The sequence below is a fragment of the Micromonospora parva genome (assembly GCF_040649675.1).
Taxonomy (GTDB): Bacteria; Actinomycetota; Actinomycetes; order Mycobacteriales; family Micromonosporaceae; genus Micromonospora; species Micromonospora parva.
In genome coordinates this window covers 417748-434659 of sequence record NZ_JBEZFX010000001.1, presented here as the reverse complement: position 1 = coordinate 434659, position 16912 = coordinate 417748, and the positions used below count along the sequence as shown (strand labels likewise).

Annotated in this window: 16 protein-coding genes; 12 read left to right on the top strand and 4 right to left on the bottom strand. The window is 72.1% G+C overall.

Annotated elements, in window-relative coordinates; genetic code table 11:
* The first annotated feature begins 37 nt into the window (after positions 1 to 37).
* Complete coding sequence (locus AB0C03_RS01895) at positions 38 to 1408, top strand: sensor histidine kinase (protein ID WP_030333591.1); 1371 nt, start codon at positions 38 to 40, stop codon at positions 1406 to 1408.
* A 323-nt stretch (positions 1409 to 1731) separates the two neighbouring features.
* Here the strand turns inward: AB0C03_RS01895 and AB0C03_RS01890 are convergent, their stop codons facing one another.
* Together AB0C03_RS01890 and AB0C03_RS01885 are read right to left on the bottom strand one after the other, a co-directional pair.
* Positions 1732 to 3360 (bottom strand): tetratricopeptide repeat protein, encoded by a 1629-nt coding sequence (locus AB0C03_RS01890; RefSeq protein ID WP_357633598.1) that lies wholly within the window; start codon positions 3358 to 3360, stop codon positions 1732 to 1734.
* A 57-nt stretch (positions 3361 to 3417) separates the two neighbouring features.
* Positions 3418 to 3879 carry a MarR family winged helix-turn-helix transcriptional regulator gene (locus AB0C03_RS01885; RefSeq protein ID WP_030333595.1) on the bottom strand — a complete coding sequence of 154 codons (462 nt, stop codon included), beginning with the start codon at positions 3877 to 3879 and terminating at the stop codon, positions 3418 to 3420.
* Between the two features lie 49 nt (positions 3880 to 3928).
* Between AB0C03_RS01885 and AB0C03_RS01880 the strand changes: the two genes are divergently transcribed.
* A complete protein-coding gene (locus AB0C03_RS01880) occupies positions 3929 to 4450 on the top strand; it encodes a VOC family protein (RefSeq protein ID WP_030333597.1) in 522 nt (173 codons plus the stop codon).
* A 24-nt stretch (positions 4451 to 4474) separates the two neighbouring features.
* Positions 4475 to 5362 carry a hypothetical protein gene (locus AB0C03_RS01875; protein ID WP_030333599.1) on the top strand — a complete coding sequence of 296 codons (888 nt, stop codon included), beginning with the start codon at positions 4475 to 4477 and terminating at the stop codon, positions 5360 to 5362.
* Positions 5363 to 5559: 197 nt separating this feature from the next.
* Here AB0C03_RS01875 and AB0C03_RS01870 read toward each other — a convergent pair whose 3' ends face one another.
* The gene (locus tag AB0C03_RS01870; protein ID WP_030333600.1) at positions 5560 to 5739 is read right to left on the bottom strand and encodes a DUF4236 domain-containing protein; all 180 of its coding nucleotides are present in this window, start codon (positions 5737 to 5739) and stop codon (positions 5560 to 5562) included.
* 247 nt (positions 5740 to 5986) lie between these two features.
* Between AB0C03_RS01870 and AB0C03_RS01865 the strand changes: the two genes are divergently transcribed.
* The 7 genes from AB0C03_RS01865 (at position 5987) to AB0C03_RS01835 (ending at position 11542) form a co-directional block, all read left to right on the top strand.
* A complete protein-coding gene (locus AB0C03_RS01865) occupies positions 5987 to 6064 on the top strand; it encodes a putative leader peptide (RefSeq protein ID WP_357592331.1) in 78 nt (25 codons plus the stop codon).
* Positions 6065 to 6199: 135 nt separating this feature from the next.
* A complete protein-coding gene (locus tag AB0C03_RS01860; protein ID WP_357633593.1) occupies positions 6200 to 7231 on the top strand; it encodes an ABC transporter substrate-binding protein in 1032 nt (343 codons plus the stop codon).
* Positions 7228 to 8157: an ABC transporter ATP-binding protein gene (locus AB0C03_RS01855; protein WP_036411787.1), complete on the top strand. Its 930-nt coding sequence runs from the start codon at positions 7228 to 7230 to the stop codon at positions 8155 to 8157. Before AB0C03_RS01860 ends, AB0C03_RS01855 begins: the two co-directional genes overlap by 4 nt.
* Positions 8150 to 9022, top strand: coding sequence for an ABC transporter permease (locus AB0C03_RS01850; RefSeq protein WP_357633588.1), 873 nt, complete (start codon positions 8150 to 8152; stop codon positions 9020 to 9022). Before AB0C03_RS01855 ends, AB0C03_RS01850 begins: the two co-directional genes overlap by 8 nt.
* An 11-nt stretch (positions 9023 to 9033) precedes the next feature.
* Positions 9034 to 10368, top strand: coding sequence for an LLM class flavin-dependent oxidoreductase (locus tag AB0C03_RS01845; RefSeq protein ID WP_210865740.1), 1335 nt, complete (start codon positions 9034 to 9036; stop codon positions 10366 to 10368).
* Positions 10365 to 10928, top strand: a complete 564-nt coding sequence (locus AB0C03_RS01840) for a flavin reductase family protein (protein ID WP_357633584.1) — start codon at positions 10365 to 10367, stop codon at positions 10926 to 10928. The genes AB0C03_RS01845 and AB0C03_RS01840 overlap by 4 nt, the downstream gene beginning before the upstream one ends.
* Positions 10925 to 11542, top strand: a complete 618-nt coding sequence (locus AB0C03_RS01835; RefSeq protein WP_357633581.1) for a malonic semialdehyde reductase — start codon at positions 10925 to 10927, stop codon at positions 11540 to 11542. The genes AB0C03_RS01840 and AB0C03_RS01835 overlap by 4 nt, the downstream gene beginning before the upstream one ends.
* 65 nt (positions 11543 to 11607) lie before the next feature.
* Here the strand turns inward: AB0C03_RS01835 and AB0C03_RS01830 are convergent, their stop codons facing one another.
* Complete coding sequence (locus AB0C03_RS01830) at positions 11608 to 13362, bottom strand: exo-alpha-sialidase (RefSeq protein ID WP_357633579.1); 1755 nt, start codon at positions 13360 to 13362, stop codon at positions 11608 to 11610.
* A 321-nt stretch (positions 13363 to 13683) separates the two neighbouring features.
* On the opposite strand from AB0C03_RS01830, the gene AB0C03_RS01825 reads away from it, so the two are divergent.
* Both AB0C03_RS01825 and AB0C03_RS01820 read left to right on the top strand, forming a co-directional pair.
* On the top strand, positions 13684 to 16023 hold the full coding sequence (locus tag AB0C03_RS01825; protein WP_357633576.1) for a beta-galactosidase: 2340 nt from the start codon (positions 13684 to 13686) through the stop codon (positions 16021 to 16023).
* Between the two features lie 84 nt (positions 16024 to 16107).
* Positions 16108 to 16887 (top strand): DeoR/GlpR family DNA-binding transcription regulator, encoded by a 780-nt coding sequence (locus tag AB0C03_RS01820; RefSeq protein ID WP_210865739.1) that lies wholly within the window; start codon positions 16108 to 16110, stop codon positions 16885 to 16887.
* Positions 16888 to 16912: the final 25 nt, after the last annotated feature.

The following is a 16912-nucleotide window of genomic DNA, read 5'->3' as shown; positions in this document are numbered from 1 at the left end:
CGGCTGGATGCCGATCCTCGGGCTGCGGGGGCGGCTCATGGCGATCGGCGTGTTCGGCCTCACCATCGGGTTGGCGGTGGGCGGGGTGGTGCTGCTCGGCGCGCTCGGCTTCGTGCTCCAGCGCACCGTCGACACCGAGGCATTCCGCACCGCCGATGCCGTTGCCCTGCTCGCCGCCGAGGACGCGCTGCCCGACCCACTGCCGGTGGCCGGCGGGCAGGTCCGTGTGCAGGTCGTCGACGCGCAGGGGCGGATCAGGGCGGCCTCGATCGACGCCGACCGGCTGGTGCCGATGGTCCGCCCGGAGCGACTGGACCGGACGGGTCGGCAGCGGCTGGAGGTGCCGGCCGAGCGGGTCGGGCTGGTCGGCCCGGTCCGCGTGGTCGCCGTACCAGCCGGCACCGCGGCCGACCCGCTCACCGTGCTGGTCGCCCGCTCGATGGCCGACGTGCGGCACAGCATCCACGTGGTCCGGACCATCCTGCTGGTGGCGTTTCCGCTGCTGGTGGCCGTGCTGGCCGGGGTGGCGTGGCGGGTGGTGGGCGCGACCCTGCGGCCGGTCGAGCAGTTGCGTCGAGGCGCCGAGGAGATCACCGGGAGGGCCGGTGCGGGCCGGCTGCCGGTGCCGGCGTCGGCCGACGAGATCCACCGCCTGGCGGTCACCCTCAACGGCATGCTGGACCGGTTGGAATCCGCCCGCGTCCGGCAGCGGGCCTTCGTCTCCGACGCCGCACACGAGCTGCGCAGCCCGTTGACCAACATCCGGACGGAACTGGAGGTGGCCCAGCGCCTCGCCGACCGGACGGACTGGACGGCGGTGACCGCCAATCTGCTCGCCGACACCGACCGGCTGAGCCGCCTGGTCGACGATCTCCTGCTGCTGGCCCGCCTGGACGAGACGCCGCCGACGCGGGGGACCGGCCCGGTGGAGCTGGGCGCGTTGCTGACGGACGTCGCCGCCCGCTACCCGTCGCCGCCGGTGCGGGTGACGCCGCCGGCGGGCCCGCTCTGGACGATCGGCGCGGTCGAGGAGTTGCGTCGGGTGCTGGCCAACCTGGTGGACAACGCGGTACGCCACGCGTCCGGCAGTGTCGTGCTCGCCGCCGAGGCAACGTCGACGGAGGGCTCCGCGGTCCGGCCTGGCGTCGGGGCGTACCACCTGGTGACGGTGACCGACGACGGCCTGGGGATCGCGTTGGCGGACCGGGAGCGGGTCTTCGACCGGTTCACCCGGCTGGATGACGGACGGGCCCGCGACGACGGGGGCGCCGGCCTGGGGCTGGCCATCGTCCGGGAGCTGGTGCGACGCGCGGGCGGCAGCATCATCCTGACCGACGCGCCGGAGCAGCGAGGCCTGCGGGTGTGCCTGCTCCTGCCAGCGCTGCCAGCCGAGGACGGTCAAAAGTAGACGGTCCGTGACGGCGGCCTCCCCCAACCGCCCACTGATGCCCCTTTGCTCTGCACCCGCGGACGCGACAGCCACGCAACGTGATGGTCGCCGACGCGTGTTGTAGCGGCGGTCGCGACGTTTCAGCTGCTCGTCCGAGATGGTGCGTATAGGTAAGCAGAGCAAAGCCTGGGCCGGAGTTGTGGGCGGGGCGTCGGGTGTGACGGGGTGTCACGGCGGGTTCGTCAACGGGTAGCTCACGCTGAGTGAGGTCTGCGGGGCGTAGCCGGCGGTGCAGTGGCGGGCAGGGTCGGGGCGTGGCGGGCAGGGTAGTGGCTTGCGGGTCAGCGGCGGCTGGTGCAGACCTGCTTGGACTGGGCCACGGTGTCGGTGGACCAGGCGACCGCGACAGTGAAGCAGAAGTCGTTGGTGCGGTTGAGCGCGTAGATGACGAAGCTGGTGGTGCCCGCCGGCAACGTGGCGAAGATGTTGTGGGTCTGGCCGGTGCGCCCGCCCGCGATGACCACCGGGCCCTCGCTGCCGGCCGGGTACGTCCAGTTCAGCGCGATGCTGTCCCGGTTGTCGCGCAGGGTCACCGCGGTGGGTGGGGTGCCGGGCGGCGCCGCGGCGGCAGCCGACGTGGGTGCCGAGCCGCCCGGGGCGGGCGCGGTGCTGGCCGGCGCGCCGGCGGTGGGGGAGGCGCTGGCCGGCGGCGGGGTCGGCTCGTCGTCGCCGTCGACCCGGGCCACCCCGGCGATCACCGCCGCCGCGCCGAGGAGCACCACTACCACGCCGGCCACCAGCACCGGCACGAGTCGGTTGCGCTGTTCCGGCGGCGCGCGGTGCACGGGCACCGGCAGCAGCCGCGACGGCGTGTACGGCTCAACCGGTGCGTACGGTTCCGACCGCGATGACGAGTCGGGCGGCGCGTGCTGGTCGGGCGGCGGGTACGAGTCGGGCGATGGGAACGAGTCGGCGGGACGGTGCAGCCGGTACACCCCGGGCTGCTCCTGCGCGCCGCCGGCCAGCCCGACCACCGACGGGGGCACCGGAGGGTCGGCGGGGTGGGGCGGGGGGCCGTCCACCGGTTCGGTCGGCCACCTGCCGCCCGTCGACCCGACCGCCTCGTCGGAGGGCAGCCGGGGGTTCGGAACCGCCCCGGCGTGGTGGGGTGCGGCTGCCGACGGGTGGTGGCCCGAGTCGGTCGGCCCGTCGTCGTGCGGTGCAACGCGGGCGGCCGGTACGACGGGCGTGTCGCGGGCCGTGGGTGGGTTGTCGGCGCAGACGTGATCGGGATTCGCCGCCGCCCGGGCCAGCGCCGCCACCTGGGTGGCCAGCGGGTCGTCGGCGGGCAGGTGCTGCCGGCACAACTCACGGGCGAGCGCCAGGTTGTCGTGCGCCTCGGCGAACTGCCCACAGTCGCGCTGCATCGCCCCGAGCCGCGCCAGCATCTTGATGCCGCTGGGGTGCCCGTCGCCGTACACCTCGCGGTGCAGCTCCCAGGCGTCCTGGAGGCGGTCGCGGGCCACCGTGCACTGGCCTCGCGCGTACTCCACGGTGGCCAGGTCGGCGTGCGCGGCGAGCACCCGCAGCGACTCCGGGCCGTCCTGCGCGGTCAGCTCGATGATGACTTCCTGGTAGAGCCGCGCCGCCCGGGAGTGACTGCCGACCCGGTGCAGCACCGCGGCCAGGGTGGCGGCCGCGGCCACCGTGCGTGGGTCGGCGCGACCGTGCAGGCGGGTGGTGGCCGCGTACGCGAAGGCGGCCCACCCCCGGGCCGAGTGTGGCTCACCGAGGGCGATCAGCACCCGCGCCTGGAGGCTGGCCGCCTCGGCCAGCTCGGGGGTGGCGTTGGCCGGGCGGGGGTCGGCGTCGGTGAGCGCGTCGGACAGCAGCTGCTGTGCGCCGGCAAGATCGCCGGAGGACACGAGGTGGTGCGCCTGATCAGTCAGTTCACCGAAGCCGGAAGACACGCCCCATCGTGCTCATCCGACGACGGTAAGTACAAGACCCGCGCCGGTGTCGATTGGTCAGGATCCGGTCAGGTGCTCGGCCAGGGTCTCGCTGATCCGGCGCAGCTGGTCGACCTGGGCGGGGCTCAACGCGTCGAACAGGTGTCGGCGTACCCCTTCGACGTGGCCGGGCGCGGCGGCCGCGAGGGTGGCGAAACCCTCGTCGGTGAGCAGCGCGATCTGCCCGCGCCGGTCGGTGGGGCAGTCCTCGCGGCGCACCCAGCCGGCGGCCTCCAGCCGGGCCACGGCGTGCGAGAGCCGGCTGCGTGAGGACCCCGCGGCCTGGGCCAGCTGACTCATCCGCAGTTGGCGACCGGGGGCCTCGGAGAGCTGGACCAGGATCTCGTAGTACGCGTGCGGCATGCCCGCGTCGCGTTGCAGCTCGCGGTCGAGAGTGTCCATCAGCACCCGGGAAGCGGTCAGGTACGCGCGCCAGGTGCGTTGCTCGTCGGGGTCCAGCCAGCGGGTCATGACCGCCATCATACCCCCGATGGTTGAATGTTCAACTAAATCGCGCTAGCCTCGGGTCATGGGTATTCATCGGCTCAACCACGCGGTCCTCTACGTCAGTGACCTTGCCCGCAGCGTCGCGTTCTACAGCGACGTGCTGGGCTTCCGCCCGGTGGCGATGACCCCGGACGGCTTCCGGGGCGCCACCTTCCTCCAGGCCCCCGACTCCACCAACGACCACGACCTCGGCCTCTTCGAGATCGGCGCGGGCGCCGGGCGGTCGACCGCTGGTCGGTCCACCGTCGGCCTCTACCACCTCGCCTGGGAGGTGGACACGCTCGACGAGCTGGCCGCCACCGCCGAGCGGCTCGTCGCGGCCGGCGCACTGGTCGGCACCTCCGACCACGGCACGACCAAGAGCCTCTACGGCAGGGACCCCGACGGTCTGGAGTTCGAGGTGGTCTGGCTGATCCCGGCCAACCTGCTCGACGACACCGCGCTGGCCGCCCGCAAGCAGATCGGTCGGCTCGACCTGGACGCCGAGCGGCAGCGCTACGGCGGGCAGACCCGGGGCGGGGTGGGGATCTCCGTCCCGGCCTGACCGCCCGTACGGTAGAACGGACCGATGCCGACCGACCGGACCACTGATTTCCTCCGCGAGCTGCTGGTCCGCCAGTTGACGACCTGGCTGGCCGCGGCCCTGCACCGCTCCCGGCGGGCCACCGTCGCCCTCGCGGGCGTCGACGCGGGCAGCGCGGAGGCGGCACTGCGCCTGGTCGCCGCACACGGCGACCAGGTGCGCGGCCGGCAGGTGACGGTGCTGGTGCTGGCCGACGCGGCCGACGCCGACCTGCCGGCCCGGCTCGGCCCCATCGAGGCGGAGCTGCCCGCCGAGGTCACCGTGCACCTGCTGCCCGGCGACGCGTACCGGCTGCCGGTCGCCGTGAAGGCCGCCGGGGCTGCCGGCGCGCCACTGTTCTCCTTCGTGGACCTGGCCGGCGCGGTGACGCCGAAGGTGCTCGCCGCCGCGACCAACGGCCGGACCGGGGAGCTACTGCTGCACACCACCGACAGCGCCCGAGACGTGCTCGTCTCCGCAGGGTTTCCCCTGGTCGCCGAGGTGGCACCGGTGCTGCCCGGCGGCGAGGCCGCCGGTGTGATCGCGTTTGGCAGCCGCTCCGACCGGAGTCTGGAGGCGATCCGCGACGCGCTCTGGGCGGTCGGCGCGGACCACGGCGTGCGCTACCGCGACCCCCTCGACCCGACCGGCACCACTGTCGACGTGCTCGGCGATCCGGACCTCGAACCGCTGGCTCAGCAGTTGCTGGCCGAGCTGCGCGCGGGCGGGCCACGGCCGGTCACCGAGCTGCGCCGGCACACCCTCACCGCGACCCTCTATCGGGCCGCCGACGCCAACCAGGCGCTCGCCGACCTGCTCGACGCCGGTGACGTGCGCCGCGACCGCGAGTCCGGCCGCCTGGCCGGCGACGAGATCATCAGCCTGACCCGCTGACCCCCAGATCCCCAGATCCCCACCCCCACGCGATCTTGCACTTTCTGTCTCGGCATAACGGGTATTCCACGCGAAACGCCAACAGTAACTGCAAGATCGGCGGGGGAGGAGGGCGGGGGCGGGGCGGGGCTTGGGGGTTGTGGACGCCGAGCGGGGTGCCGGTGAATCACCGGCACCCCGCTCGACTCCCGGGAGGTTTACGACCGGGACTTGTCCTGCTTCCAGGACAGCGGACCCGGCAGGTCGACGCGGTGCGCACGCGCCTTGGAGTTCCAGGACCAGCGACCGATCTTGATGCTCCACGAGGAGAAGCCGTTCTCGGTGAAGTTCAGGATGATCGGACCGTACTTCTTGCGCTTGCGAAACATGAGGCCCATCGGAGGTCTCCCCTCGTCACCGTTCCCTGCCGTGTCGAGATCGAACATGCCCGAACCGACAACTTTTGAAACCCTCTCGGTGTCCGTCCTGGACGGTGCCCGTCCGACACCGGTATCCCTATCAAACAGATAGGTGTTGCGGAACGGTAAACGCTGCCAGAAGGGCTCCGTAACATCGGCGGCGATAGAAGTCTCATCTTCTGGAAGGCCGTTGACCGCTCGATCCGACGCCCGGCAGCATGGGGTCATGTCGCAGCGGGATGAGCTTCTCCTCACCGCTCGTGTGCACATCGACCTGGTCCGGCACGCGAGCGCGCTCTGTTGAGCTGACCGGTTCAGCCGGCTCGGCTCCAGCGCCGCACTCCCACCGCCCGCCCGCTCAACGCGGAGCAGCGTGCGTGCCCGTACGCCCCCATCCGGGCGTCCCCACTCCCATCGTGGACAGATCAGGAGACTCCTCATGTCCCCACCCCGTCATGCCGTTCGGCGTACCCTCGCCACCGCTGCCGCGCTGGTCGTGCTCGCCGCCACCGCCGGATGCGGCGGTGCCGCCACCGCCAGCGGCGACCAGGTCAGCGAGCTGCGCTACCAGGGCTCCGTCGGCCAGGTCACCCTCCCCGAACTCGCCGCCGACCTCGGCTACCTCGGCGACGTCACACTCACCTGGATCGGTAACGTCACCGGTGGTCCGCAGGACATCCAGGCCACCGCCACCGGGCAGAGCGACTTCGGCGGCGCGTTCAACGGCGCCATCGTCAAGCTCGCCGCCGCCAACGCCCCGATCACCGCGGTGGTCAGCTACTACGGTTCGGACGCGCAGACCTTCCAGGGCTACTACGTGCTCGACGACAGCCCGATCCGCGGGCCCCGCGACCTGATCGGCAAGAAGGTCGGCATGAACACCCTCGGCGCGCACGCCGAGGCCGTGCTCAAGACCTGGCTCGCTCGCGGCGGTCTCACCCCCGCCGAGATCAGGCAGGTCGAGCTGGTCGCGCTGCCACCGGTCAACACCGAGCAGTCGCTGCGACAGCAACAGATCGACGTCGCGGTGCTCGGTGGGGTGATCCGGGACAAGGCGGTCGCCAGTGGCGGCATCCGCACCATCGTCACCGACTACGAACTGCTCGGCGCGTTCAGCGGCGGCACCTACGTCTTCCGCGACGACTTCATCAAGCGCAACCCGGAGACCGTCAGGGCGTTCGTCACCGGGGTCGGCAAGGCCATCGAGTGGGCGCGCACCCAACCCCGGGAGACCGTTGTCGCCCGGATGCGGGACATCATCGGCAAGCGGGGTCGCAACGAGGACCCGTCGCTGGTCGCGTACTGGAAGAGCAGCGGCGTCGCCGGCCGGGGCGGGGTGATCGACGAGCAGGAGTTCGGCACCTGGATCGACTGGCTCGCCGCCGAGGGCGAGCTCAGGGGCGACCGTCCGAAGCCCGCCGACCTCTACACCAACCGGTTCAACCCCTTCGTGGACGGTGGCAGCGCGTGAACACCGACAAGATCCTCTTTGACCGGGTGAGCAAGACCTTCGGCGTCCGCGGCGGCCGGCGTGGCGCGGCCGGCGCGGTCACCGCACTCGACGAGGTCACCCTCGGGGTACGCCCGGGCGAGTTCCTGGTCGTCGTCGGCCCCAGCGGCTGCGGCAAGTCCACCCTGCTCGACCTGCTCGGCGGGCTCACCGAACCGACCGGTGGGCGGGTGCTCGTCGACGGCCGGCCGGTCACCGGCCCCGGCCTGGACCGGGGCATCGTCTTCCAGCAGTACGCGCTGCTGCCCTGGCGCACCGCCGCCGGCAACGTCGCGTTCGGTCTCGAAGCCAAGGGGGTGCCCCGGGGCGAACGGGCCGCCCTGATCGAGCACCACCTCGACCTGGTGGGCCTGCGCGGGTTCGCCGACCGCTACCCGCACGAGCTGTCCGGCGGGATGAAGCAGCGGGTGGCCATCGCCCGCAGCCTCGCGTACGACCCGGACGTGCTGCTGATGGACGAGCCGTTCGCCGCCCTGGACGCGCAGACCCGCGACTCGTTGCAGGACGAGCTGGTGCGGATCTGGGCCCGCACCGGCAAGACCGTCGTGTTCATCACCCACGGCATCGACGAGGCCGTCTACCTGGGACAGCGGGTGGCGGTGCTGACGTCCCGGCCCGGTCGGCTCAAACAGGTCATCGACATCGACCTCGGCGACCGGGACGCGGCCGAGGACGTCCGCTCCACCGACGCGTTCCGCCACCACCGGCACCAGATCTGGACCCTGCTGCGCGACGAGGTGCGCGCCGCCCAGGCCGCCGAAGGCGCCACCGGCAGCCGCACCGCCCACCCCGGAGCAGGTGGTGGTCGTACTTCCGTCGTCGCCGGAGCCGACGCGCGGCGCGCGGCGCCGGCGGCGGCCCACACCGAGGAGGCCCGCGTTGGTTGACATCGCCGAACGTCCCACCCGGCTGGCGGCCCCGACGACCGCGCCCGACGCGGCGGCCGCCCCCGGATCCGGTGCCCGCGGCCCCGCCGGCCGGCTGCTCGGCCTCGGCGGCAGGGTGCTGCACCGCGGTGTCGCGATCGTCGCGCTGGCCGCGATCTGGGAGAGCGCGCCGCGGCTCGGGCTGGTGGACCGGGTCTTCCTGCCCCCGCTGTCGGAGGTGCTGGTGGCCTGGTGGGAGTTGCTGCGCAGCGGGCAGCTCGCCGAGCACGTGGGCGCGAGCCTGACCCGGTCGCTGGCCGGGCTCGGCCTGGCGGTGCTCACCGCCATCCCGCTCGGGTTGCTGATCGGCTGGTACCGGCCGCTCGCCGAGCTGCTCAGCCCGCTGCTGGAGGTGTTCCGCAACACCGCGGCGCTGGCCCTGCTGCCGGTGTTCGTGCTCATCCTCGGCCTGGGGGAGACCTCCAAGATCGCCCTGGTGCTGTACGCGTGCTCCTGGCCGATCCTGCTCAACACCATCGCCGGGGTGAAGGGCGTCGACCCGCTGCTGATCCGGTCGGCCCGCTCGATGGGGCTCAACCACCTGCGGCTGTTCCAGAAGGTGATCCTGCCGGCCGCGGTGCCGACCATCTTCACCGGCGTCCGGCTGGCCGGGGCGTACTCGATCCTGGTGCTGGTCGCGGCCGAGATGGTCGGCGCGAAGGCGGGGCTCGGCTACCTCATCAACTACGCGCAGTACAACTTCGCGATCGCCGACATGTACTCGGGGATCATCACGATCTCCGCCATCGGTCTGGTCGTCAACCAACTCCTCGTCGCCCTCGAACGTCGCTTCTCCACCTGGCGCGTCGACGTCACTGCCGGATAGGACGGACACCAATGACCCGCACCCTGCACCTCAACGCGTTCCTGATGGGCGTCGGCCACCACGAGGCGGCCTGGCGGCACCCCCGCACCGACCCGCGTCGGGTCACCGACGTGCGGCACTTCCAGGAGCTGGCCCGGATCGCCGAACGCGGCACCCTCGACTCACTCTTCCTCGCCGACGGTCTCTCGGTGGGGCCGAACCCCCGCCACAACATCCAGGCCGTCTTCGAACCGCTGACCCTGCTCGCGTCGCTCGCCGCGGTGACCGAACACATCGGCCTCATCGCCACGGTCTCCACCACCTACAACGAGCCGTTCCACACCGCCCGCAAGTTCGCCTCGCTGGATCACCTCAGCGGCGGCCGGGCCGGCTGGAACATCGTCACCTCCGCCCAGGAGCGGGAGGCGGTCAACTTCAACCGGGACAGCCACCCCGCGCACGCCGACCGGTACCGGCGGGCCGCCGAGTTCGTCGACGTGGCGATCAAGCTCTGGGACAGCTGGGAGGACGACGCGCTGGTCTTCGACACCACGGCCGGGGTGTTCGCCGACACCGACCGGGTGCACGAGGTGGCGCACCGGGGGCCGGAGTTCCAGGTCCGTGGCCCGCTCAACATTCCCCGCCCGCCGCAGGGCCGGCCGCTGCTGGTGCAGGCCGGGTCGTCGCCGGACGGCATCGCCTTCGCCGCCCGCTACGCCGAGGCGGTCTTCACCGCCCAGCAGACCCTCGCCGACGGGCAGCGCTTCTACGCCGAGCTGCGCCGGCAGGTCACCGCCGCCGGCCGGGACCCGGACCTGGTGAAGATCCTGCCCGGCATCGCGCCGGTGATCGGCGGCACCGAGGCCGAGGCGCGGGCGCTCGCCGCCGAGCTGGAGGAGCTGATCGTCCCCGAGTACGCCCTCGCGCAGCTCTCCGGGATGCTCGGCATCGACCTGACCGGCCTGCCGCTGGACGGGCCGCTGCCGGAGCTGCCGGACTCCGGCACCGTGCAGGCCCACCAGAGCCGCTACCAACTCGTCACCGACCTGGCCCGCCGGGAGAAGCTCACCGTCCGGCAGCTGATCGGCCGGCTCGGTGGCGGTCGGGGTCACCGGGTCGTTGCCGGCACACCGGAGCAGATCGCCGACCAGATCGAGCTGTGGTTCACCCGGGGCGCCGCCGACGGGTTCAACATCATGCCGCCGCACCTGCCCGGCGGGCTCGCCGACTTCGTCGACCACGTGGTGCCGGTGCTGCGCTCCCGAGGGCTGTTCCGCACCGAGTACACCGGTCGGACGCTGCGCGAGCACTACGGGCTGCCCCGACCGGCCAGCGCGTACGCCGCGTCCGCCCTGGTGTCGGCGTGACCACCGTGGAGCGACCCTCGGCGGGCGCCGTCGAGCTGCGACCGGTCAACGGGGACCTGTTCCGCGCGCTGCTGCGCCGGCAGGCCACCAGCGTCACGGTGGTCACCGCCGTCGCCCGCGGCACCGACCCGGCCTGCCTGGGTGGGATCGGCGCGCCGATCCGGGCGGGGTTCACCGCCACCTCGTTCACGTCGGTGTCGCTGGACCCGCCGCTCGTCTCGTTCTGCCTCGGGACGGCGTCGTCGAGTTGGCCGGTGGTGGCCCGCGCCGAGCACGTCGCCGTGCACCTGCTCGCGGCCGGGCAGCGGGAGGCCGCCACGGTCTTCGCCACCAGCGGCATCGACCGGTTCGCCGCGTACCCGCACTGGACGTCGGGACCGTTCGGGGTTCCGCTGCTCGGCGGCGTGCTGGCCCGGCTGCTCTGCCGCGTGGTGCACCGGGTTCCGGCCGGCGACCACTCGCTGGTGATCGCCGAGCCGCTGGCGCTCGGCGACGGCGGCGACGGTGCGCCGCTGGTGCACCACCGGGGTGGCTACACCACCGCCGGTTCGCCGACGTGACGGCACCGACCGCACCGGACCTGCTCGCGCTGGACCGGGCCGCCCAGGACCTGCTGTTCCGGGCGGCCCGCACGGCGAACACGTTCACCGACGAGCCGGTCACCGACGCCCAGGTCGCGGCGATCCACGACCTGATCCGGTACGGGCCGACCGCGTACAACGGCCAGCCGCTGCGGGTGCTGCTGCTGCGCTCGCCGGATTCCCGGGCCCGGCTGCTGCCGCACCTGTCCAGTGGCAACCGGGTCGCGACGGCCCGTGCCCCGCTGACCGCGATCCTCGCCGCCGACGTGGAGTTCCACCGGCGGCTGCCCGAGCTGTACCCGCACCGCCCGCAGGCCCGGGACTGGCTGGCGGACCGGGCGGCCCGGGTGGAGCAGGCCCGGTTCAACGCCACCCTGCAGATCGGCTACCTGATCGTCGGTGTCCGCGCGGCGGGGCTCGCCGCCGGCCCGATGGCGGGCTTCGACGTCGCGGGCGTGCAGCGGGAGTTCTTCCCCGACGGTCGGCACGAGGTGTTGCTGCTGCTCAACCTCGGGCACCCCGGCCCGGCGACCCCACGGGAACGCCTGCCCCGGCTGGACACCGGGGAGGTGATCCGCACCCTCGACGACTGAGCGGAAGAACGGCGCCGCCCCCGGTGCCGGCGTGGCGCCGGCACCGGGGGCGGGTGGTTCGTGGGTCAGGCTCCCTTGACCCAGTCCACGGTGAAGCGGGCGAAGAAGATCCCGCCGGTGTTGCCCACCTCGTACAGGTTGCCGACCGTGCCGTCGTTCAGCACCGCCATCGTGGAGTAGCCCGCCCCGCCCGGCTTGACCAGCGCTCGGGCGGGCCAGCTGGCGCCGTCGTCGGTGGAGAGCCGGACGGTGAGGTCGTTGCGCGCGGCCGGGGCCGCGTTGTTGCTGAACAGGGCGGTGCGGGTACGCACCGGTGCGCCGTTCGCGCCCACCTCCGACGGGCGCAGGTAGGAGATCTCGTCGGCGTTGCAGAGCGGGTCGGTCAGCAGGGCGCTGGCGGTGGCCGGGCCGAACGTCACAGCGCCGTCGGTGGACGTGGAGTAGAACCGGCTACGGGTGCTGTTGTGCCGCATGTTCTGCACGATCGCCCCGGTGCCGCGCTCGACCGCCTTGCTCTCGTTGATGTTCCCGCCGGCGGGTCCGCCGCGTCGCCACGTCACGCCGTTGTCGTCGCTGTAGACGTTGGCGGTCTGGGTGAGACCCGCCCCGTCCCGGTAGACGAACGGCTGGATCAGGCGGCCCGTGCTGGTCTGGATGCCGTGCCCGGAGGAGAAGAACGCCTGCTGCCAGCTCGCGACCTTGATCGTCGGGTTCAGCTCGACCGGGGCGCTCCAGGTGGCGCCGTTGTCCCGGCTGGTGATGTATTGCAGGTGCAGGCTGTTCGGGTCGTTGGCCGTGTTGAGGCCGGACGAGCCGGACCAGAAGCTGATGCCCGGCCGGGGGGAGTACGTGAAGAAGCAGTAGACGGTGCCGGTCCGGCGGTCCACCAGCAGGCTCGGGTCGCCCGCTCCCTCGCTGGTGGTGGCGGGCGCGTGGATGACGCGCGGCTGGTCGAACGTCCGGCCGCCGTCGGTGCTGCGGGTCATCGCGATCTGGATGTTGTTGGTGCCGCCGCCGAGGTCGTACGAGCCGTTGATCCGGGCGTCGGCGACGGCGATGACGGTGCCGTTGTTGGTGACGGCCATGCCCGGGATGCGGACCGAGGCCGAGGTGCCGTCGTAGCGGCCGTTCGGGCCGTTGAGGTTGCGGATGACGCTCTGGGTGGTCAGCACCGCAGTGGTGTTCATCTGCGGGGTGCCGGCGCTCAGGCCGCACCCGGCGGTGCCCCGCAGTGTGGTGTCGAAACCGGGGGCGGTGACCCGCAGGGTGTACGCGGTGCCGGCGCCGACGGTCCAGTAGTGCAGGTAGTTGCCGCCGGCGGCGATGGTGCGGGTCCACGGGGACCCGGTGCGACCGGGCCAGGTGACGGTGAAGTCCCGGGCCGTCGTGGTGCGGTTCTCCAGCGCGAGCTGGAGTCGCCCGGCGGTGCAGTCGTAGCTGGTGAGCGCGGACATGCCGGTGCCGCAGTGGAAGATGCCGGCGGAGGTGTCGTCCAGGCCGGTCGGGGTGGTGGTCCGCAGGGTGTACGCGGTGCCGGCCGGGAGGGTCCAGTACAGCTCGCTGCTGCTGCTGCCGGCGGCGACTGTCCGGGTCCAGGGGGAGTTGGTGCGGCCCGGCCAGGTGACGGTGAAGGTCTGCGCGGTGGTGCTGCCGTTGGTGAGCCGGAGGTTGAGCCGGCCGGTCGTGCAGTCGGCGCTGGCGGTCGCGCTCACGCCCGCGGGGGCGGCGTGGGCTGGCGTGGCGGGCAGGATCGCGGCCACGCCGAGGACGGCGGCCACGACCGCGATCACTCGGCGCGGTAGTGCTCGGACAGGAGACACAGGACTCCTTCGGGGGACGGGGGTGTGGGCGGGGGGAAACAAGGCATAAGACGTCGGATATCTGATGTCGGGACGCTAGCCGGACGCCGCACCGGTCGTCAATAGATCGACGTGGGGCGGCGGGCGCCGACCTGTTCGTCCGTCGTGGACGGTGCGGTCAGGACGTTCCGCTGATCGAAGATGCCGGATAGGGCTCAGATATTTACATCATGTTGCGTCGTCTGGCAGGCTCGACTGCATCGACCACCTTCGTCATCTCGGCGATCGGGCCCGTCCCCGGCCCGCGACCGCCGCCGGCGACGCCTGTCCGAAGGAGACCCCATGGAACGGCGCCAACTCCTCACCATCGGCGTGCTCAGTCCGTTCGCGGCGATGCTGGCGTCGGGCGGCCCGGCCAGCGCCGCGGCGGCGCAGACCTTCGGGTTCTCCGCCGACGGCAGCAACTTCCTGCTCGACGGCCAGCCGTTTCAGATCCGCAGCGGCGAGATGCACCCGGCCCGCATCCCGGTGCAGTACTGGCGGCACCGGATCCAGATGGCCAAGGCGATGGGCATGAACACGATCGCCATCTACGTGATGTGGAACCACATCGAGGAGCGGCAGGGCGTCTTCGACTTCAGCACCGATCGGCGGGACATCGCCGGCTTCATCCGGCTGTGTCAGGCCGAGGGCATGTACGTGCTGCTGCGCCCCGGCCCGTACGTCTGCGCCGAGTGGGACCTCGGCGGGCTACCGCCGTACCTGCTGCGCAACCCGACCATCAAACTGCGGGTCCGCACCGCCGCCGACCCGATCTACATGGCCGCCGTCACGCGCTACATCAACGCGCTGGCCGCGCTGGTCAAGCCGCTCATGGTGGCCAACGGCGGGCCGATCCTGATGGTCCAGATCGAGAACGAGTACGGGTCGTACGGCAGCGACACGACGTACCTGGAGGAGCTGCGGCAGCTGTGGCTGCGCGCCGGGATCAACGGGCCGTTCTACACCGAGGACGGCCTGGGTCAGGTGCAGGGCAACCGCACCGTGGTCACCGGCGGCGCGGTCGCGCTCAGCGGGGGTGACGCCGCGGCCATCGCCGCCGCCCGTCAGTCCTTCCCGACAGTTCCGGCGATGTCCGGTGAGCTGTACACCGGCTGGTTGACCCACTGGGCCGACGGTGGCTTCGCCGGATCGAACACCGACATCTCCACCCAGTTGCGGGGTCTGATGGCCGGCCGCCTGTCGTTCAACCTTTACATGATCCACGGTGGGACGAACTTCGGGTACTGGGCCGGCGCGAACGCCGCCAACGACGGCTCCGGCTACCAGGCGGACATCACCACCTACGACTACGGCGCGCCGATCACCGAACAGGGCGGCCCGTCGCGGCTGTACCCGGCCTACCGGGAGATCATCGGCACCGCCCTCGGGGTGACGCTGCCGGCCGTCCCGGCGCCGATCCCCACCATCGTGCGGACCGGCGCCCAGGCGGTGCTGCCGGCCCCGTACGCCTCGCTGTGGGACAACCTGCCGGCCGCGTTGCCGACCCAGACGAACCCGCAACCGATGGAGATGTACGGCCAGAACTCCGGCTTCATGCTCTACCGCCGGGTCCTTCCCGGCTACACCCGGGCCACGCTTGACGTCAGGTCGGTGCGCGACTACGCGACGGTGTTCCTCGACGGCGTCTACCAGGGCGCCATGTCCCGGAGCAACCTGCCGGCGACCTACACGACGCCGCTCGGCGTGACGGTGCGCGACGCGCCGCTGGCGCTGAAGACCTCGGCGAGCGGCAGCCCCACGCTCGACATCCTGGTCGAGGGCATGGGCCGCAACAACTTCGGCCAGGCGCTGGTCGACCGCAAGGGCATCACCGAGCGGGTGTCGCTTGTCGACGCGGGCACCCTGACCGGCACGTTGACCAACTGGCAGACCCACCTGCTGCCCGTCGACGAGACGTTCGTGGCCGGTCTGCGTCCGGTGATCACCAACGCCGCGCGGCCCGGCATCTTCTTCAAGGCCACCGTCAACCTCACCCAGACCGGCGACGCGTACCTGGACATGTCCCGGTGGACCAAGGGCGTGGTCTGGGTCAACGGGCGCAACCTGGGCCGCTACTGGAAGGTGGGGCCGCAGCAGCGGCTCTACTGCCCGGCGCCGTGGCTGCGGGTCGGCGCCAACGAGATTGTGGTCTTCGACCTGCACCAGACGCAGGCCCAGCCGATCCCCTTCGAGGCCACCCTGAGCGGCCAGTCGGGCGCCGTTCGCCACACGGTGGTCAACCGGGCCAGCGGCAAGGCCCTCGACGTGCCGGACCTGTCCGGGGCCACCGGCGTGCAGTTGATCCAGTGGACCCCCAACGGCGGCGCCAACCAGGCGTGGTTGATGGCCGGCGCGGTGGGTGGCGTCACCACGATGACCAGCGTCAGTTCGGGTCTGCTGGCTGACGTCGAGGCCAGCTCCACGGCGGAGGGGGCGCGGGTCATCCAGTGGACCGCGACCGGCGGCGGTAACCAGCAGTGGCGGGTCGTCGCGGCGTCCGGCGACTTCGTGAAGCTGGTCAACGTGCAGACCGGCAAGGTCCTGGCCGTGGCCGGTGGGGCGAGCACCAACGGGGCCGTGATCGTGCAGCTGGCCGACACCGGCAGCGCCTCCCAGCACTGGCGACTCACCCCGGCCTGACGCCCCTCGGCCACGTGCGGTACGGGCTTTGCATCACAGATGCAAAGATGGCCGCATGGGTGGGCGGAGCGACCGGAGTGGAACGTGAACCAGCGCGAGCGGTGGCACCGGCTCCTGGAGATGGTCGCCGTCGAGGGCCAACTCGACATCGAGGCCACCGCCCGCGAGCTGAGCGTGAGCACGGCGACCATCCGTCGTGACTTCGACGAGTTGGCCACCCAGCAGTTGGTGACCCGTACCCGGGGCGGCGTGGTCGTCACCAACGTCTCCTACGACCTGCCGCTGCGCTACAAGGCGGTGCGGCAGGCATCGGAGAAGCAGCGGATCGCCGCGGCCGCCCTCGCGCTGATCCCACCGGGCAGCACCGTCGGGCTCAACGGTGGCACCACGACGACCGAGGTGGCCCGGGCGCTCGCGCTGCGTACCGACGCGAGCGGTCAGCTGTCGGCGGCCACTGTGGTGACCAACGCGCTGAACATCGCCCACGAGCTCATCGTGCGTCCGCACATCCGGGTGGTGCTCACCGGTGGGACGGCCCGCCCCCAGTCCTACGAGCTGGTCGGTCGTATCGCGGAGACGATGCTCGCGTCCGTGGCGCTGGACGTCGTCGTGCTCGGGGTGGACGCGATCGACCACCAGCACGGCGCCAGCGCCCACAACGACGGCGAGGCCGCGGTCAACCACGTCATGGTGACCAGCGCGGCGCGGACGATCGTCGTCGCGGACTCCTCGAAGCTGGGCCGCCGGAGCTTCAACCGGATCTGCCCGTTGGGCGACATCGACACTCTGGTCACCGACCGGGCGGCGGACCCGCAGCAGGTGAGCCTCGTCGAGCAGGCCGGTGTCACGGTGCTCCAGGTCTGACGGGGCTCCTGGCAAAGATGTAACT